Origin of the sequence: Actinosynnema sp. NPDC059335, from assembly GCF_042752395.1 — a bacterium.
In the GTDB taxonomy this organism is placed as follows: domain Bacteria; phylum Actinomycetota; class Actinomycetes; order Mycobacteriales; family Pseudonocardiaceae; genus Actinosynnema.
Window position 1 is genome coordinate 11,102 of the sequence record NZ_JBHYXZ010000106.1, and the last position, 19,274, is coordinate 30,375.

General features: G+C 75.7%; 11 protein-coding genes. 9 read left to right on the plus strand and 2 right to left on the minus strand.

All coding sequences use genetic code 11. The features are described 5' to 3' along the window. Positions 1 to 30: 30 nt before the first annotated feature. Genes ACFXGA_RS27865 through mce form a run of 7 tightly spaced genes read left to right on the plus strand, consistent with a single transcriptional unit; the run spans position 31 to position 15,983 of the window. Positions 31 to 4,539 (plus strand): amino acid adenylation domain-containing protein, encoded by a 4,509-nt coding sequence (locus ACFXGA_RS27865; RefSeq protein WP_378092794.1) that lies wholly within the window; start codon positions 31 to 33, stop codon positions 4,537 to 4,539. Between the two features lie 41 nt (positions 4,540 to 4,580). Then, positions 4,581 to 9,143, plus strand: a complete 4,563-nt coding sequence (locus tag ACFXGA_RS27870) for a condensation domain-containing protein (protein WP_378092796.1) — start codon at positions 4,581 to 4,583, stop codon at positions 9,141 to 9,143. A 4-nt stretch (positions 9,144 to 9,147) separates the two neighbouring features. Continuing rightward, complete coding sequence (locus tag ACFXGA_RS27875; RefSeq protein WP_378092798.1) at positions 9,148 to 10,812, plus strand: cyclic peptide export ABC transporter; 1,665 nt, start codon at positions 9,148 to 9,150, stop codon at positions 10,810 to 10,812. Next, on the plus strand, positions 10,809 to 11,576 hold the full coding sequence (locus ACFXGA_RS27880) for a thioesterase II family protein (protein ID WP_378092800.1): 768 nt from the start codon (positions 10,809 to 10,811) through the stop codon (positions 11,574 to 11,576). The genes ACFXGA_RS27875 and ACFXGA_RS27880 overlap by 4 nt, the downstream gene beginning before the upstream one ends. Beyond that, the gene (locus tag ACFXGA_RS27885; RefSeq protein ID WP_378092803.1) at positions 11,573 to 14,446 is read left to right on the plus strand and encodes an amino acid adenylation domain-containing protein; all 2,874 of its coding nucleotides are present in this window, start codon (positions 11,573 to 11,575) and stop codon (positions 14,444 to 14,446) included. The genes ACFXGA_RS27880 and ACFXGA_RS27885 overlap by 4 nt, the downstream gene beginning before the upstream one ends. Positions 14,447 to 14,492: 46 nt before the next feature. Beyond that, positions 14,493 to 15,485 carry a TauD/TfdA family dioxygenase gene (locus ACFXGA_RS27890; RefSeq protein ID WP_378092805.1) on the plus strand — a complete coding sequence of 331 codons (993 nt, stop codon included), beginning with the start codon at positions 14,493 to 14,495 and terminating at the stop codon, positions 15,483 to 15,485. Between the two features lie 57 nt (positions 15,486 to 15,542). Continuing rightward, the gene (mce, locus tag ACFXGA_RS27895; protein WP_378092807.1) at positions 15,543 to 15,983 is read left to right on the plus strand and encodes a methylmalonyl-CoA epimerase; all 441 of its coding nucleotides are present in this window, start codon (positions 15,543 to 15,545) and stop codon (positions 15,981 to 15,983) included. Positions 15,984 to 16,030: 47 nt separating this feature from the next. Here mce and ACFXGA_RS27900 read toward each other — a convergent pair whose 3' ends face one another. Together ACFXGA_RS27900 and ACFXGA_RS27905 are read right to left on the minus strand one after the other, a co-directional pair. Then, positions 16,031 to 16,204: a hypothetical protein gene (locus ACFXGA_RS27900; protein WP_378092809.1), complete on the minus strand. Its 174-nt coding sequence runs from the start codon at positions 16,202 to 16,204 to the stop codon at positions 16,031 to 16,033. A 270-nt stretch (positions 16,205 to 16,474) separates the two neighbouring features. Further along, positions 16,475 to 16,891: a MerR family transcriptional regulator gene (locus tag ACFXGA_RS27905; protein WP_378092811.1), complete on the minus strand. Its 417-nt coding sequence runs from the start codon at positions 16,889 to 16,891 to the stop codon at positions 16,475 to 16,477. A gap of 429 nt (positions 16,892 to 17,320) precedes the next feature. Here ACFXGA_RS27905 and ACFXGA_RS27910 point away from each other — a divergent pair, with 429 nt between their 5' ends. Both ACFXGA_RS27910 and ACFXGA_RS27915 read left to right on the plus strand, forming a co-directional pair. Further along, a complete protein-coding gene (locus tag ACFXGA_RS27910; protein ID WP_378092813.1) occupies positions 17,321 to 17,815 on the plus strand; it encodes a CBS domain-containing protein in 495 nt (164 codons plus the stop codon). Beyond that, the coding region (locus ACFXGA_RS27915) for a cation-translocating P-type ATPase (protein WP_378092815.1) at positions 17,796 to 19,274 on the plus strand (1,479 nt) is incomplete at its 3' end. The genes ACFXGA_RS27910 and ACFXGA_RS27915, both read left to right, overlap by 20 nt.

Genomic DNA, 19,274 nt, shown 5'->3' on the forward strand with positions numbered 1-19,274 from the left:
CCACCAGGGGTGCGGAAGGAGCGTGGCCCCATGAGCACCACCGACCTGAGCGGCCTGTCGCCCGCGCAGAAGCGGGCCCTGCTGGCCGAGCGGTTGACGCGGCGGCGGTCCGTGCGGCGGTTCCCGGTGTCGTTCGCGCAGCAGCGGATGTGGTTCCTGGACCGGCTCAGCCCCGGCGACGCCGCCTACAACGTGCCCGGCGCGCTGCGCGTGCACGGCGCGCTCGACCTGGAGGTGTGGCGGCGCTGCTGCGCCGAGGTGGTCCGGCGGCACGAGGTGCTGCGCACCACCTTCGAGGAGGTCGACGGCGCGCCCGTGCAGGTCGTCGCCGAGCGCGGGGAGATCGACATCACCCTGGTCGACTGCCCCCACCTGCACGGCCCGGACGGCGCGGCGGGCGTGGAGGAGCTGGCCCGCGCGGAGTTCGCCCGTCCGTTCGACCTCGGCAAGGGCCCGCTGCTGCGGATGCGGTTCCTGCGGCTGGCCCCGGACGAGCACGTGCTGCTGATGACCATGCACCACATCGTCGGCGACCTGTGGTCGACCTCGGTGGCGTTCGGCGAGCTGATCGCCCTCTACGGCGCGCTGAGCACCGGCGCCGAGCCGGCCCTGCCCGACCTGCCGGTGCAGTACGCCGACTTCAGCGCCTGGCAGCGCAAGCGGCTCGACGGTGACGGCCTCGCGGCCGACCTGGACTACTGGACCGCCACCCTGGCGGGCGCGCCGGCGGCGCTGGAGCTGCCCACCGACCGGCCGAGGCCGCCCGTGCGGTCCACGCGCGGCGATTCCCGACCGTTCGCGGCGCCGGCGCCGGTCATGGCGCGGCTGCGGGAGCTGGCCCGGCACGAGGGCGCGACGCCGTTCATGGCCGTGCTCGCGGCGTTCCTGGTGCTGCTGCACCGCTACAGCCGCGAGGAGGACATCGTCGTCGGCACGCCCGTGGCCGGCCGCGGCCGACGGGAGGTCGAAGGGCTGATCGGCCTGTTCACCAACACCCTGGCGCTGCGCGCCGACCTGTCCGGCGAACCGTCGTTCCGCGAACTGGTCGGCCGGGTCCGGCGGACCTGCCTGGGCGCCTACGCCCACCAGGAGGTGCCGTTCGAGCGGCTGGTCGAGGAGCTGCGCCCGGCCCGGGACAGGTCCCGCACGCCGATCTTCCAGGTGTCGTTCCTGTTCCAGAACATCGCCCTGCCCGACTTCTCCGACGTGGGGCTGCGGGTGGAGCCGGTGCCGGTGCGCAGCGCCACCGCCCGGTTCGACCTGGAACTGCAGGTGTTCGACCGGCCCGACGGCCTCGACGGCTGGTTCGAGTACAACAGCGACCTGTTCGACGCGGCGACCGTGGAGCGCATGTCGGCGCACCTGGCCGTGCTGCTGGAGCAGCTGCTCGCCGATCCCGACCTGCCCGTGGGCCGGGTCCGGATGCTCGACGCGGCGGAGGAGGACCGGCTGCGCCGCCTCGGGGAGGTGCCGCGGACCGAGTGGCCGGAGCCCCTGGCGGTCCACCGGCGCTTCGCCCTGCGGGCCGCGCGCACCCCCGGTGCGCCGGCCCTGCGGGCGGGCGGGACCGAGCTGACCTACGGCGAGCTGGACCGGCTGGCCAACGGGCTGGCGCACCGGCTGCGCGGCCTCGGCGTGGGCCGGGGGGCGCTGGTCGGCATCTGCGTCGAGCGCTCCGCGGACGTGACCGTGGCGATGCTGGCAGTGCTCAAGACCGGTGCGGCTTTCCTGCCCCTGGACCCCGGCTTCCCGGCCGAGCGCATCGCCTTCACCCTGGCCGACTCCGGGCTGGGCGTGCTGCTGACGCAGCGGCCGGTGCTGCGGCGGTTGGGCGAGGTGCCGGTCCCGGCGGTGTGCCTGGACGAGGAGCGCCCCGAACCGGGCGACGACGCCGTGGACGAGCCGGTCAAGCCCTCCGACACCGCCTACGTCATCTACACCTCCGGCTCCACCGGCCGTCCCAAGGGCGTATGCGTGCCGCACGGCGCGCTGGGCAACTTCCTGCGGTCGATGGCCGTGCGGCCCGGCATCACCTCGTCGGACACGCTGCTCGCCGTCACCACGCCGGCGTTCGACATCTCGTTGCTGGAGCTGCTGCTCCCCTTGGTGGAGGGCGCGCGGGTGGTGCTGGCCGACCGCGAGACGGCCGCCGACGGCGCGTTGCTGTCGGCGGCCCTGGACGCCTCCGGCGCCACGGTGGCGCAGGCCACCCCGTCGACCTGGCGGATGCTGCTGGACGCCGGGTGGCGCCCCCGGCCCGGGTTCCGGGCGCTGGCCGGCGGCGAGGCGCTGCCGCGCGAGCTGGCCGGGCGGCTGCTGGCCACCGGTGTGGCGCTGTGGAACATGTACGGCCCGACCGAGACGACGATCTGGTCGTCGGTCGGCGAGGTCGGCGACGGGCCCGTGACGCTGGGCGAACCGGTGGCCAACACGTCCCTGCACGTGCTGGACGAGGCCGGCGCGCTGGTGCCCGAGGGCGTGCCCGGCGAGCTGTGCATCGGCGGCGACGGGCTGGCCCTGGGCTACCTCGACCGGCCCGAGCTGACCGCGCAGCGGTTCCTCGAGCACCCTTACGGCCGGCTGTACCGCACCGGTGACCTGGTGCGCCGCGGCGCGCGGGGCATCGAGTTCCTGGGCAGGCTCGACCACCAGGTCAAGCTGCGCGGCCACCGCGTCGAGCTCGGCGAGGTCGAGACCGCGCTGGCCGGGCAGCCGGCGGTGCGCGAGGCCGTGGTCGCCGTGCGCGAGGACCGTCCCGGCGACCAGCGCCTGATCGCCTACGTGGTGCCCGACCGGACGACGCCTGCCGCGCCGGGGGAACCGGACACGGCCGCCGTCGAGCGGCTGGAGCAGTGGCGCGGCATCTGGGACACCGCCTACCGGGACGCGCCCGCCGGGCGGTTCGAGGCCGCCCTGGACGTCCGCGGCTGGAACAGCAGCTACACCGGCGAGCCCATCCCGGCCGAGGAGATGCGCGACTGGGCCGACCGCACCGCCGAGCTGGTGCTGGCCCGCGACCCCCGGTCGGTGCTGGACATCGGCTGCGGCACCGGCATGCTGCTGCACCGCGTGGCCCCGCGCTGCGAGCGCTACTGGGGCACCGACATCTCCGGTGTCGCGCTGGGCAAGCTGCGCCGCGACGTCGCCGCCGGCCTGGTGGCGCCGGCCGGCGTGGAGTTGTTCGAGCACGCGGCGCACGACCTCGACCGGCTGCCGGAGCGCCTGTTCGACGCCGTGGTGCTCAACTCGGTGGTGCAGTACTTCGCCGACGAGGACTACCTGCGGCACGTGCTGGAGCGGGCGCTGGCCCGCGTCGCGCCCGGCGGCGCCCTGGTCGTGGGCGACGTGCGCAGCCTGCCGCTGCTGGAGGCGTTCCACGCCTCGGTCGCCGTCGCCCGCGCCGAGCCGGGCACCCCGGCCGAGCACGTGCGCGCCAGGGTGCGCCGGGCCGTGGCCGACGACTGGGAACTGGTTGTCGACCCGGCCCTGTTCACCGCGCTGGCCGCCCGGATACCGGGGGTGACCGGGGTCGAGATCAGCCCCAAGACCGGCTCGCCGGACAACGAGATGAACCGGTTCCGCTACGACGTCGTGATCACCGTCGGTGGCACGCCCGCACCGCGGGCGGAGCGGACCCGTTCGCTGGACTGGGCGGCCGACCGGCTGTCGCCGCGCGCGGTGCGCGCGGTGCTGGCCGGGGGCGGGGACGACGTGCTGGCCGTGCGGAACGTGCCCAACGCGCGGGTGCTGCCCTTCGCCGAGCTGGTCCGCCGGCTGGCCGACGCGGACGCGGGGGAGGTCGTCGCCGACCTGCCCGCGGACCTCCCGGCGGTCGACCCGGACGACCTGCGCGCCCTGGCCGAGCGCACCGGGTACCGGGTGACCCTCGACTGGTCGGCGCACGGCCCGGACGGCGCGGTGGACGCGGTGTTCCGCCGGGTGGTCGACGGCGTGCCCGTCGCGATGCCGCCCCGCCCGGCGCCCCCGGACGTGCCGTGGGAGGCGTTGGTCAACGGCGCGGCCCGGCGGCGCGCGGCCCGGCTGGTCCCGGCCCTGCGGGCGGCGCTGGCGGAGCGGCTGCCGGAGTACATGCTGCCCTCGGCCTACGTCTTGCTGGACGCGTTGCCGCTGACACCCAACGGCAAGATCGACCGCAAGGCGCTGCCGTCGCCGGAGCACCAGCACCGCGTGGCCGACGCGCCCTACGTGGCGCCGCGCACGCCGGTGGAGGAGGTGGTGGCGGGGATCTGGGCGGAGGTACTGGACCTGGACCGGGTCGGGGTGCTCGACGACTTCTTCGCCCTGGGCGGCCATTCGCTGCTGAGCACCCGCGTCGTGGCCCGGCTGCGCGACGCGTTCGGCGCCGACGTCCCGTTGCACCGGGTCTTCGCCGAGCCGACCGTGGCAGGGCTGGCCCGCGTCCTGCTCGAAGGCCCGGACCGGGCGGCCGTGGTGAAGACCGCCGAGCTGCTGGTGCGCCTGAGCGGCCTGTCCGACGACGAGGTCGCGCGGGCCCTGGACGGCGACCCGGTCCGCTGAACCCGCCCGCGCCCACGACGAACAACCGCGAGGACCGCACCGTGACCAGCACCAGTCGCTTCACCCTCTCGGCCCGGCGCCGGCAGCTCCTGGAGAGCCTGCTGCGCGCCGAGGGCATCGACCGCTCGGCCACGCCCGCGGTGCCGAAGCGGCCCGACCCCGCCGCCCCGGTGCCGCTGGCGTTCCCGCAGAGCCGGTTCTGGTTCCTGGACCGCTACTCGGCCAACGCCGCTTCGTACGTGATCTCCGCGGCGTTGCGCGTGCGCGGCGGGTTGCGCTCCGACGTCTTCACCGCGGCGTGCGCGGAGGTGGTCGCGCGGCACGAGTCGCTGCGCACGGTGTTCACCGAGGTCGACGGTGTGCCCGTGCAGCGGGTGCGGGCCGAGCTGCCGCCCGAGGTGGACGTGGTGGACCTGCGCGGGACCGACCCGGCGGACGTGCCCGCCGAAGTGGAGCGGCGCGAGGCCGAGCTGGTCGCCCGGCCGTTCGACCTGTCGAGCGGGCCGCTGCTGCGCGTGCGGCTGCTGGAGTTCGCGGACGACGACACCGCGGTCCTGGTCAACATCCACCACATCGTCTGCGACCGGTGGTCCATGGGCGTGCTCATGCACGACCTCGTCCGGACGTACGCGGCGCTGGCGTCCGGCGCGCGACCGGACCTGCCGCCGCTGCCGGTGCAGTACGCCGACTTCGCCCGCTGGCAGGTCGACGGGGGCACCGCGGCGTGGGAGTCCGATGTGGAGCACTGGACCCGGCAGCTCGCCGGCGCGCCGGCGGAGATCGGCCTGCCCACCCCGTTCCCCCGGCCGCGGGAGAAGACCTACCGCGGCTCCTCGGTGCCCTTCACGCTGCCGCGGGCGGTGGTCGCCCGGCTGCGCGAGCTGTCCCGAGCCGAGGGCGCGACCTTGTTCATGGCGTTGACGGCGGCGTTCAAGATGCTGCTGGCCAGGCTGTCCGGCGAGCACGACGTCGTGGTGGGCACCCCGGTGGCCAACCGCACCCTGACCGAGCTGGAACCGCTGGTCGGCTGCTTCCTCAACACCCTCGCCCTGCGCACGGACCTGGCAGGCGACCCGGACTACGCCGAGGTGCTGCGCCGGGTCGCGGCGGTCTGCCTGGCCGCGTACGACCACCAGGCGATCCCGTTCGAGCAGCTGGTGCAGCGGCTGCGACCGCACCGCTCACCGGCGCACACCCCGGTGTTCCAGGTGCTGGTCTCCTACCAGAACGTGCCGCTGCCGCCGTGGGACGACGGCCCGGTGCGCGTGCGGCCGATGCCCCTGCCCGCTCGCAAGGCGGAGTTCGACCTGCTGCTGGAGCTGTTCGAGGACGGCGACGCCGTGACCGGCAAGCTGGAGTACAGCACCGACCTCTACGACGAGCCGGCCGCCCGCGAGCTGGTGGAGCGGTTCACCGGGCTGCTCGCCGACGTGGCCGCCGATCCCGGCCTGCGCCTGAGCGCCGTCAGGATCGCCGACCCGGGACGACGGCAGGCGGGCGAGGTGCGGGACTGGCCGGACCGGGGCTGGGTGCACGAGTGCGTGGGCGACCGGGCGCTCGACGCGCCGGACGCGGTCGCGGTGCGGGCGGGGGAGTGGTCGCTGGACCGCGCCGGGCTCGACCGCGCCGCCAACCGCCTCGCGCACTGGCTGCGCCGCCTGGGCGTCGGCGCGGGGGCGCTGGTCGGCGTGCGCCTGCCGCGTGCGCCGGAGACCGCGGTCGCGGTGCTGGCGGTCCTGCGGACCGGCGCGGCCGTGGCGCCGCTGGACCCGGCTCTGCCCGCCGACCGGGTGGCCCGCTTCTGCGACCGGGCGGGGGTGTCGGTGTTGCTGACCCGCGGCGGTGTGCCGGCCGAGGTGCTCGACGGCGCGCCCAACGTCGAGCCGGTGGACCTGGACGAGCTCGACGGCGGGCTGTCCGCCGAGTCCGACGCCGACCCGGGCGTGCCGGTGCACGGCGACGACCTGGCGCTCGTGGCGTTCCCGTCGGGCGCGATGATCCCCCACCGCGCGCTGCGCAACGCCGTGCTGGTCCTGCAGGACCTGTGCCCGCTGGACGGGACCGACCGCGTGGTGCGGCACGGCGCGCTGACCGCCGAGTCCGCGGTGCGCGAGTTGCTGTGGCCGCTGGTGGCGGGCGCGGCGGTCGTCGTCGCCGACGCGTCACCCGCGCGGACGATCCGCGACGAGCGCGTCACGGTCGCGTGCTTCACCCCGGCCCGGCTCCGCGAGTTCCTGCACGACCCCGCATCGGGCGAGGGCGTCGCGCTGCGGCACGTGCTGTGCGGCGGTGAGGCGTTGCCGCGCTCGCTGCGCGAGCTGGCCGCCGCCCGCCTCGACGCCCGGCTGCACCACCTCTTCGGCACCCCGGAGACGACCGGCGCGGTGACCGCGTGGACGTGCGGCCCCCGGGACGGTGACGGCGCCGCGCCCATCGGCGCACCGGTCGCCAACACCGAGGTCCTGCTGCTGGACGCGTTCGACCAACCGGTGCCCGCAGGGGCGCCCGGCGAGCTGGTCGTCGCCGGCGCGGGACTGGCCGCGGGCCGGGTCGGGGACGAGGGCGGCGGCCGGTTCGGCGGGCACCCGTTCGACCCGGACCGGCTGGTGTTCCGCACCGGGGACCTGGCGCGCGTGCGCCCTGACGGCGCCCTGGAGTGGCTGGGCCGGGTCGACGAGCCGATGCGCCGGCACGGCTTCCGGGTGGATCGGAGCCGGGTCGAGGCCGTGCTCGACGCGCACCCCGCGGTCCGCGCGGCGGTCCTGGTCGACCGCGCCGGTGAACCGGTCGCCTGCGTCACGGTCGACGGTTCGACCACGGGCGCGGACGTGCTGCGGTGGGCGGGCGAGCGGCTGCCCGACCCCCTGGTCCCGGCGGCGGTCGAGGTGGTGGGGGAGTTGCCGCTGACCTCCGCCGGCACGGTGGACCGCGCGGCCCTGTCCGCTCCGACCGCCGCCGGCGCGGTGGAGCGGTTCGTCGGCCCCCGCGACGAGCTGGAGCACTCCGTGGCGCGGGCGTGGCGCGAGCTGCTGGGCGTCGCGCGCGTCGGCGTGCACGACGACTTCTTCGACCTCGGCGGGCACTCGCTGCTGGTGACCAAGCTGGCCGCGTGGGTGCGCTCTGAGCACGGCGTGCACGTGCCGCTGCGCGAGCTGTTCGACGGCACCACGGTGGCGGCGATGGCCGAGCGCATCCGCCGCGGTGACGCCTCGGCCGGGCCCGCCCCGATCCCGGCCGCCGACCGCTCCGCCGCGCTGCCGCTGTCGTTCGCCCAGCGGGACCTGTGCGAGCACGGACCGCTGCCGCCCGAGGACCCGTTCCACAACGTGGTTACCGCCATCGCGCTGACCGGCGTCCTCGACGTCGACGCCCTGCGCGCCGCGCTCGACGACATCGTGCGCCGGCACGAGCCGCTGCGGTCCCGGGTGGTGCGCCGCGACGGCGCGTGGACGCAGCAGGTCCTGTCGGGCGGCACGTGGCCGCTGTCCATTGTGGACTTCGGTGCGCTGGGGCCGGCCGCGCGTCGAGCCGCCCTGCGCGGCGCGGTCCTGGCCGAGGAGCACCGCGGCTTCTCCCTCGCCCAGGAGCCGCCGGTCCGGGCCGTGCTGATCCGGCTGGCCGAGCGCGAGCACGTGCTGGTGCAGGTGATGCACCACCTGGTCACCGACAACTGGTCCTACGGCGTGCTGCTGCACGAGATGTCGCGGTGCTACGCCGCGCGCGTCCTGGGCCGCGAGGCCGACCTGCCGGCGTTGCCGGTCGCGTTCGCCGACGTCGCCGCCTGGCAGCAGCGGCGGCTCGCCGCGGGAGCCCTGGACGCCGACCTGGCGCACTGGCGGGTACGGCTGGCCGACCTGCCGCCGCCGCCGCGCTTCACCGCGCCGGCCCACCAGGACCCCGCCCCGCCGACCGGCGCGGTCACCGACTTCACCGTGGAGCCGGGCGAGGCGGCGGCGCTGCGGGCGTTGGGGCGGGCGGAGAGCGCGACGTTGTTCGCCGTGCTCATGAGCGCCTTCCAGGTGCTGCTGTCGGCCTACTCCGGCCACGACGACGTCGTGGTCGACTTCCCGGTCGCGGGCCGGGAGCGGCCGGAGACGGCGAACCTGATCGGTTTCCTGGTCAACCACCTCGCGATCCGCGTCGACCTGTCCGACGACCCGTCGTTCCGCGAACTGGTCCGCCGCGTCCGCGCCGACCTGGCGGACGCGCAGGCCCACCAGGGCGCCCCGCTGCGCGCGGTGACCGACCGCGACCTCACCCGGATCACGTTCAACCTGCTCAACGCCGCGCTGCCGGAACTCGCGCTGCCCGGTCTGACGGTCGCGCCGGCGGCCGCGGGGCTCGGTGACGACTACGTGTTCACCGAGGTGGTCGCCGACTTCGGCCGGGTGGCCGTGGACCTCGGCCTGATCGTGCGCGAGGACGACACGGGCGCGCTGCGCGGGGTGTGGCTGCACGCCCCCGGAGCGGTCGAGCCCCGGGCGCTCGCCGCCATGGCCGCGGTGTGGCCGGTGCTGCTGCGCGCGGTGGTCACCGACCCCGACCGGCGCGTCGGGGTGCTGCGTGCCCTGCTGCTGGGCACCGAACTGGGAAGGCGGGGATGAGCCCGTGGGTCTGTTCCGGCACCTGATGCGCTCGTCGCCGCGCGTCTTCCTGGCCGCGATCGCGGCCGGCCTGGTCAGCGGCGCGGCGGGCGCGGCGTTCATCGTGGTGGTGAACCTGGCCCTGGCCCGGGGCGCGGACCGGGCGGTCGTGTGGGGCTACGTCGCGCTGTGCGCGGTCACCGTCCTGGCCCGGTTCGCCGCGCAGCGCATGCTGTTCCGGCTGTCCCAGGACGTGATCTACCGGCTGCGCCGCCGACTGGTGGACGGCGTGCTCGACGCACCCCTGCGCACCACCGAGAAGCTGGGTCCGGCGCGGCTGTACTCGGCGCTGTCGGACGACGTGATCGTCGTCGCCGACGTCGTGCCGGGCCTGCCCGCGGTCTGCTCCGGCGTGGCGTTCGTCGTGGTCGGCCTGGTCTACCTGGTCGTGGTGTCCCCGGTGGTGGCGGTGGCCGCGCTGCTGGCCACGGTGGTCGGCGCCGCGGTCTACCGGTTGTTCTCGATCGGGGGGATGCGCCGGCTCAACGCCGCGCGGGAGGAGCAGGACCGGCTGTTCGAGCACTTCCGCGCGGTCACCGGGGGCGCCAAGGAGCTCAAGCTCGACCGTGCCCGGCGCGACGCCCTGGCGGGGGAGGCGCTGGACCGCACCGCGCTGTCCTACCGCGACCACAGCATCCGCGGCCTGACGGTGTTCGAGGGCGCCGCCGGCAGCGGCCAGGCGCTGTTCTTCGCCCTCGTCGGCGTCCTGGTCTTCGTGCTCCCGCTGCACTTCGCGCTGCCCCCGCGGGCCCTCGCCGACACCGTGATGGTGCTGCTGTTCCTGGTGGCCAGCCTGCAGGGCGTGCTGATCTGGGTGCCCCAGCTCGGCCGCGCCTCGGTGGCGCTGGGCAAGCTCGACGAGCTGCTGGCCGAGCTGCCCGCCGCGGCGCCTCCGGCGGTGGCCGGGGCGGTGGCGCCCACGTGGCGGCGGATCGAGCTGCGCGGCGTCCGCCACGTCTACCCCGGCCCGCAGGGCGAGCAGTTCACGCTGGGACCGGTCGACCTGGAGATCCGCCGGGGCGAGGTGTCGTTCGTGGTGGGCGGCAACGGCAGCGGCAAGACGACGCTGGCCAAGCTGATCACCGGCTTGTACGAGCCGGAGTCGGGCCGGGTGTCGGTCGACGGGGTGCCCGTCGACGCCGGCGGCATCGAGGGCTACCGCCAGTCGTTCGCCGCGGTGTTCACCGACTTCTTCCTCTTCGACAGCCTCGTCGGCCTGCCCGCCGCGGACCGCGAGGATCGGGCGCGCGAGTACCTGCGCCGCCTCCGGCTCGACCACAAGGTCCGCGTCGAGGGCGACCGGTTCTCCACCACCGCGCTGTCGCAGGGCCAGCGCAAGCGGCTCGCGCTGCTCGCCGCCTACCTGTCCGACCGGCCCTGCTACGTCTTCGACGAGTGGGCGGCCGACCAGGACCCCGTCTTCAAGGACGTCTTCTACCGGGAGCTGCTGCCCGAGCTGCGCGCGCGGGACAAGGCGGTCGTGGTCATCAGCCACGACGACCGCTACTTCGACCTGGCCGACCGCCTGTTCCGACTGGAGGACGGCCTCCTCCTGCCGCAGGACCCCGGCCCGCCCGACGGAACGGGAACGCCCCGCTCGCTGCCGACCCGTGCGGGAGGCGCCGGGTGAACGAGCTGTGGTGGCACGTGCCGCAACGCCGGCCCGACGCCGCGTTCCGACTGTTCTGCCTCCCCTACGCGGGTGGCGGCGCGGCCGCGTTCCGGGAGTGGTCGACCCGCGCACCCGGGCACGTCGAGGTCCGCGCCGTGGAGCTGCCCGGCCGGGGCAGGCGGCTGTCGGAGGCGCCGCACACGCGGGTCCGACCGCTGGTGGCGAACCTGGCGGAGGCGCTGCTGCCCGCGCTGGACCGGCCGTTCGCGCTGTTCGGGCACAGCATGGGCGCGCTGGTGGCCTTCGAGCTGACCCGGCGGCTGCGGTCGCTGGGTCAGCCGATGCCGCGCCGGCTGTTCGTCTCCGGTGCGTCGGCGCCGTCCGTGCCGCGCACCCGCCCGGTGCTGCACGCGGCGTCGGACGCCGACCTGGTGCGGGAGCTGCGCCTGCTCAACGGCACGCCGCCGCAGCTGCTCACGAACGACGAGCTGATGGCGTTGACGCTGCCCACCCTGCGCGCGGACTTCTCCGTGCTGGAGACCTACGAGCACCGGCCCGAGGCGCCGCTGCCGGTGCCGATCACCGTCTTCGCCGGCTCGGACGACCCTTCCGTGCCCTACTCGTCACTGCCCGCCTGGCGGACGCACTCCGACCGCGACGTCCGGCTCCGGGTGCTGCCCGGCGACCACTTCTTCGTGCACTCCGCCACCGCCGAGATCCTCGCCGAGATCGGCGCCGCGCTCACCCCCGGCATCCCGCGACCCGGTAGGAGACCGGCATGACCACGCTCGCCTCGAACCCCCGACCGCAGGCGTCGCCCGCGGACATCGCCCCGTTCGCGCTCGTCGGACCCGCGGACCGCGACCGGCTGGCCGGCCTCGTGGTGGACGCCTGCCCGCTGACCCCCGACCAGGCCGCCGTCGCCGCCGGCGCGCCCGCCGTGGTGCGCGCCCGCCGGGTCGCCGGGTTCTCCGCCGAACACCTGCGCGAGGCCGTGGACGCCCTGGTGCGCACCCACGAAGTCCTGCGCACCTCCGTCGACCGCGAGGGCGCGGAGCCGCTGTGCCTGGTGCACGCCGAGAGCGCCGTCCCGGTGAACGTGGTGGACGTGGTGGACGTGGACCTGGTCGGGCTGGTCACGGCGGAGAGGGCCGCGGTCCACGAGGGGGCCACCCTGCGGGTCGCCGCCGTGCCCGCGCCCGAGGGCGGCGCGACGCTGCTGGTGAGCCTGCACCCGGTGCTGGCCGCCGCCGTCGACCCCGAGGCCGTCCTGGACGGGCTGCGGGACGCTGCCCGGCACGCCCCCGCGGTCCGGCACGCGCCGCGGGTGGCCGCCGAGCGCGCCGGGCTGCTCGACCGCGCGGGCCGCGCGCACTGGCGCGCCGTGACCGACGGCTTCGCCCCGTTCACCCTGCCCACGCCGTGGACCCGCGAGGCCGGGCCCGGGGCGGTCGAGGTGCCCGTGGCGGACCTGGCGCCGGGCCTGGCCGTGCTCGGTCCGCTGCCCGAGGTGCTGCTCGCCGCGCACCTGAAGGTGCTCACCACGCTCACCAACGAACCCTCGATGCGCAGCGATGTGGTGCTGCCCCGGCCTGAGGCGTGGTCGGCGTTCGAGCCCTTGTCGCGCACCGGTGTGGTGCCTCGGACCGAGGCGTCGTCGGCGTCCGAGCCCGCGTCGCGCGGAGATGTGGTCGTGCCACGGCCCGAGGCGCTGTCGGTGCCCGGTGGTCCGCTGCCCTTCGCCGTCACCGCGCCCGCGACCACGTGGCGCGACCTCGTCGCGGCGGTCCGGGAGACCGCGCGGGAGGCCGCCCGCCACCGCCCGGCCCACCGCCGCCCGGCCGTCGCCGCCGGGGAGCTGCGCCGCCACGCCCTCTTCGAGACCCGGGGCGGCCTCCCCGTCGTCCCGGAGGAGGACCGGGGCTACGGCGTGCACGTCATCGCCACGGCGGAGGCGCTGCTGGTCCGCACGGTCCTGCGCCCCGGGTCGGCCGCCACCCTCGGCCCCACCTACCGATCGGTGCTGGAGGCGATGGCCGCCGACCCCGACGGCGACGCGCGGGGCACGCACCTGCCGCCCGCCGAGCGGGACGAGGTGCTCTCGACGTGGGGCGCCGGTCCCCGGGCCGCCCTCGACGACACCACCGCCGCGGCACTGATCGAGACCCGCGCCCGCGTCACCCCGGAGGCCGTGGCCGTGCGGGTCGGCACGGTCGAGCTGACCTTCCGCGCCCTGGACGAGCGCGCCACCCGGATCGCCCGACACCTCGCCTCCCTGGGCTTCGGGCAGCCCGACACCGTCGTCGGCGTGTGCCTGCGCCGCACACCGGACCTCCTGCCCGCACTGCTGGGCACGTGGAAGGCCGGCGCGGGCTACCTGGCGCTGGACCCGGACCTGCCCGTCGAACGCGTGCGCCACATGCTGGAGTCGACCGGTTGCCGGGTCGTGCTGTCCGACACCGCGCAGCGCGAGTTCCTGGGCGGCACCGGGTTCGCCGGCCGCGCGGTGTGGCTGGACGAGCAGCGCGACGCGATCGACGCCCACCCGACCACCCGGCTGCCCACCGGGCCGCGCCCGGAACACCTGGCCTACGTCATCTACACCTCGGGTTCCACCGGCACCCCCAAGGGGGTGATGGTCGAGCACCGTGGCCTGCTGAACTACCTGTCGTGGACGGTGGACGCCTACGCCGCGCACGGCTCCGGCGGCTCGGCGGTGTTCTCCTCCACCTCGTTCGACCTGGGCATCCCGAACCTGTTCACGCCCCTGCTGACCGGGCAGCCGGTGCACCTGCTGCCCGAGCCGCTCGCCCCGGCCGACCTGGGCCGGCACCTGGTCGAGGGCGGCCCGTACAGCTTCGTGAAGATGACACCGGGACACCTGGACCTGCTGTGCCACCAGCTCGACACGCGGCAGGCGCACGCGCTGGCCGGTGTCGTCGTCGCCGCGGGGGACGCGTTCCCCGCCACCCTGGCCGACCGCTGGATCCGGCTGGCCGGCCCGGGCGGCACGAAGGTCGCCACCGAGTACGGCCCGACCGAGATCACCATCGGCAACTCCGGCCAGCCGGTGACCGGGCCGCCCGCCACCGAGCTGGTTCCGCTGGGCCCGCCCATCCCCAACACCACGATGTACGTGCTGGACGCCCACCTGGAACCGGTGGCCGTCGGCGTGCCCGGCGAGATCCACATCGGCGGCGTCGGCGTCGCCCGCGGCTACCTGGGCCGGCCCGGGTTGACCGCCGAGCGGTTCCGGCCCGACCCGCACGGCCGCCCCGGGGACCGGCTCTACCGCACCGGTGACCTGGCCCAGTGGCTGCCGGACGGTTCGCTGAACTTCCTCGGCCGGGCGGACGACCAGGTCAAGATCCGCGGCTACCGGGTCGAGTTGGGGGAGGTCCAGGCGGCCGTGACCCGGCACCCGCAGGTCCGCGACGCCGTCGTGGTGGCCCGCGAGAGCACGCCCGGCGTCAAGGTCCTGGCCTGCTACGTGGTGGCCGCCCGCGGCGCCCGCCCCGACCCCGCCGCGCTGCGCGCGCGCCTGGCCGCCGAGCTGCCCGACTACATGGTGCCCGCCACGGTCACGGTGATCGACCGAATCCCCTTGACCGCCAACGGCAAGGTCGACCACCGGGCACTCCCCGCCCCCTGACGACCACGCGCACCGCGGCGCCCCCGTTCGAGAGGACGAGCCAGAGATGACCGCTGTCGACCAGAACCCCCCGACCCTCGTCGCCCAACACCGGATCGACCTCACCGCCGCCGAGCGGGAGGGACTGCGCGCCCTGGCCGAGGAGGTCGTGGGCACACCACCCGGCGCGGTCGACGACCCGGCCTGGTTGTCCCGCGCCCGGCTGCTGACCTGCCACCTGCCCGCGCGCCTGGCGCGGACCCTGCGCCACTACCGCCACGACTCCGGCGTGGCGGGGACGTTGCTCGTCACCGGCCTGCCCATCGAGGACGCCGCCCTGCCCGACACCCCGACCGTCGCCGAGTCGGTGGAGCGCACGGCCACCGTGCCCGCCGCGCTCGCCGTGCTGCTGGGCTCACACCTGGGCGAGGTCGGCTCCTACCGCGCCGAGAAGTCCGGCGCCCTGGTCCACAACGTGGTCCCGGTCCACGGCCTGGAGGACTCCCAGAGCAACGCCGGGTCGGAGGCCGAACTGGCGTTCCACACCGAGAACGCCTTCCACCCGCACCGACCGGACTACCTGGGCCTGATCTGCCTGCGCGAGGACCACGAGAAGCGGGCGCGGACCCTCGTCTCGTCCATCCGCCACGCCCTGCCGCTGCTGGACCCGCACGACCGCGCCGTGCTGCACTCCGCCCGTTTCGTCACCGCGCCGCCGCCCTCGTTCCACTCCGGCGCGGACACCCGCCCCCAACCCGTCCTGACCGGCGACCCCGAGGATCCCGACGTCTGCGTCGACTTCGCCGCCACCACGGCTCTGGACCCCGGGGCCGCCACCGCGCTGGACCGGCTGCGCCTGGCGCTGGCGGAGAGCGCGACCGGGGTCGTGCTGCGGGCGGGCGACATGGTCTTCGTCGACAACCGCCTCGTGCTGCACGGCCGCTCGCGGTTCCTGCCCCGCTACGACGGCCGCGACCGCTGGCTGCACCGCATCTACCTGCACCTGGACAACCGCCGCACCCGCGGTCACCGGCCCGCCAACGGCGCCGTCCTGTCCTGAGCGACCCGACCAGCGAAAGGGGGAGGGGAGTCGCCGGGAAGGCGCCTCCCGCCGCTTATGACCAGCACCCTGCCCGTCACCGGTGTCCTGCGCGTCGACCACGTCGGCCTGGTCGTCGCCGACCTCGAAGCCGCCGTCGCCCGTTACGAGACCCTGTTCGGGATGCGCTGCGAGGGCATCGAGGTCAACGTCGAACAGGGCGTCCGCGAAGCCATGCTCCAGGTGGCGTCCGACCCCGCCGGCACCCGCGTGCAACTGCTCAGCCCGATTGCCACCGATTCGGCCGTCGCCCGCTTCCTGGAGCGCTCCGGGCCGGGCGTCCAGCAGATCGCCTACACCGTCGCCGACCTGGACGCGGCGGTGGCCGGGCTGCGGGCGCACGGCGTCCGCTTCCTCTACGACACCCCGCGGCGCGGCACCGCCGGCTCGCGCATGACCTTCCTCAACCCCAACGACGTGGGCGGCATCCTCGTCGAACTGGTCGAACCCGCTCGCTGACCGCGTGGCGGGCCGGGGCCGCCGCCGGACGGCCCCGGCCCCGCGCGCTACCGCAACACCACCACGCGCAGCGCGGGCGAGGACAGGATGTCGCGCTCGCAGTGCCGCCCCTCGGCCCACCGGCCGGCGGAGAACAGCCTGGTCTGGTCGGCGTGGTGCGGGAGGTGGGGTCCGCCGACCGCGAGTACGCCGCCGGCGTCGCCGTGCCGGTCGAACGCCACGACCCGGATGTCACCGGACCCCGCGCGGATCCCGAACCGCGAACAACGACCCGCGACCGCCCACCCCGTACCGGTTGTCGGTCCCACGAGGACTGCCCGGCGACCGCACCGTCCGGTGTCGCCGACGACCCGGGGCGGCCCGGTGATCGGTAGTCGGGTTGGGAACGTGACCTGCCGGAGCGTTCCCCGCTGTCCACATCGGAGGGACGTCGAGTCGCCGCGCGGTCCGCGGCGTGCGGGTCCGCTGTGGCTGCTGGTCACCGCGTCGGGTCAGGCTGAACGGCCGGTGATGTCGCCGCGTGCGCGCCCCCTCCGGAGGTTCGCCGCGACCGTCAGCGGGCACCCGGCGACCCGGGGGCACTTGAGCAGCTGCGCGCAGCCGCACGCGAGCGTGGCGTCGAGCGTGTCCAACCAGGCTTGGCGCTGCTCGATCTCGCGCTGGATGCGGGCTCGGCGTCGGGCCGCGACCTGGTGCCACGAACCGCCCGACTCGTCCGCCTCGCGCAGCAGCGAGGAGATCTCCGTGAGGCTGAAACCGATGTTCTGGCAGATGCGGATCACGGACAGGCGGTCGAGCACGTCGCGCGGGTAGTGCCTCTTGCCGCCGATCTTCGGTCCTTCCTCGATCAGCCCCACCCGCTCGTAGTAGCGCAACGCCGACGGCGCGACACCCGATTCCTCGGCCACTCGGCCTATCGGCAGAAGGTCTCCCGTCATGGTGGCTCCCGGGTCGGTCGGCTCGGCAGTCCCGCCGTGCGGCTGGGCGGTGTGGGGACCTGCTGCCACCCAACGCATTCTGGGCGGTGCGGAGCGTGCACGGGAAGTGCATCGGAGGTGCGACATGGTGACCTGAAGCGATTTGGCGGCCCGAACGGCGGTGCGCCTGCTGCGCGCTCGGGCCGCCGGCGCTCGTCGGCGTGCTGGTGCGCGACGCCGGGTCCGCGCGGCGACGGCACCTCTTCGGGTGAACGCGCCCTGAGGAGGTGGGCCGGGACGAGGCGACCCGGTGGGAGCTGCCGCTGCACGTCGTCAACGCCTGCGGGCGGCCGACTGCACGGTGCGGTCCGAGGCGGACGCGCGGGCCAGGTCGGAGGCGCTGGTCGAGACCCTGAGGGGGTGACCGTCGCGCCCGGGACGACAGCGGGTGACGCCGTGGCCCTGCCCGCCACCAACGGGTTCATCAGTCTGCCGGTGGTCGACCCGGCCGGCACCCTGGTCGGTGTGGTCACCGAGACCGACGCGCTGCGCGACCGGCTGCCCGCCGACCCGCGCACGCTCCCGCACGGGCAGCCGGCGCGTGCCACCCCGCGCAGGGCGCTCGCCGACGTGACGGGCGCGGTCCCCGCCACCCCCGGCACGGACCTCACAGGGCCGGCGCACGGGGTGCGCGGCGCGTGCGTGGTGGACCGTCGGGTGTCGATCCTGGACGACCACGACCACGACCACGACCACGACCACGAGCGCGACCACGAGCGCGACCACGAGCGCGACCACGAGCGCGACCACGAGCGCGACCACGAGCGCGACCACGACCGGCACGTCGCGGCGGCGGTCCCCGGTGTGGTCGATGTCGTCCTCCCGGAGGTGCGGGATGCCGTCGGCGACGGCTGAACGCGATGCCACGCCGCACGGCCTGCCCGTGCCCGAGGTGGTGCGGCTCGCCGAGACCGACGCCGACACCGGCCTGCCCGGCACGGCGGCGGCCGAGCGGCTGGCCTCGCTGGGCCCCAACCGGCTGCCCGAGCGGCGCGGCCCCGGGCGCCTGCGGCGGATGCTCGGCCAGTTCCACAACCCGCTGATCTACGTGCTGCTCGGCGCGGCGGCGCTGACCGCCGCGCTGGGCGAGGCGGTGGACGCCTCCGTGGTGCTGGGCGTGGTCCTGGTCAACGCCGTCGTCGGCTACCTCCAGGAGGTGCGCGCCGAACGCGCCCTCGACGCCCTGGAGGCCATGGTCCGCACCGAGGCGACCGTGATCCGCGACGGGACCGCGGTGCGGATCGCGTCCGACGAGCTGGTGCCCGGTGACCTGGTCGTGCTGGAGGAAGGCGACCAGGTGCCCGCCGACCTGCGGCTCGTGGGCACGCGCGAGCTGCGCGTGGACGAGTCGGCGCTGACCGGCGAGTCGCGGCCGTCGGCCAAGGACCCGCTGCCCGTGCCGCACGACACCGCGCTGGCCGACCGCACCGACATGGCCTACTCCGGCACGCTGGTCACGACCGGCGGCGGGCGCGGACTGGTGGTCGCCACCGGCGCGGACACCGAGATCGGGCAGGTGCACCGGCTCGTGGGCGCCACCACGACCGTGCAGACGCCGCTCACCCGCAAGCTGGCGCGCTTCGGCAAGCTGCTCACCGTCGTCATCCTCGGCTTGGCCGTGGTCGCCGTCGTGATCGGGGTGCTGCGCGGCGAGCCGCTGCCCGACATGGTGACCGCCGCCGTCGCGCTGGCCGTGGGCGCGATCCCCGAAGGGCTGCCCGCCGCGGTGACGGTCACGCTGGCCATCGGCGTCGCCCGCATGGCGCGCCGCAACGCCGTCATCCGCCGGCTGCCCGCCGTGGAGACCCTGGGCAGCACGACCGTCATCTGCACCGACAAGACCGGCACCCTCACCGCCAACGCCATGACCGTCCGCCAGGTCGTCGCCGACGGCCACCGGTGGGAGGTCGAGGGCATCGGCTACTCGCCGCTGGGCGATCACGCCCCGCCGCCGGACGCCGTGCGCGAGGTGCTGCTCGCCGGGCTGGCGTGCAACGACGCCGACGTGGTCCGCCAGGACGGCCGGTGGACCGCCGTCGGCGACCCCACCGAGGCCGCGCTCGTCGTCTCCGCCCGCAAAGCGGGCCTGACCTCCGACGACGTGCCCGCGCGCGTGGACGAACTGCCGTTCACCTCACCCCGCCGGTTCATGGCCACCCGCCACACCGGCGGCGTCGTCTACCTCAAGGGCGCGGTGGAGCGGAGGGGGGGGGGGGCGGGGGGGCCCCCCCCCCCCCCCCCCCCCCCCCCCCCCCGGGGGGCGGGGCTGGGGGGTGCTCTCAGAGAGCGAGAGCCCCCCCCCTCGAGGGCGCTG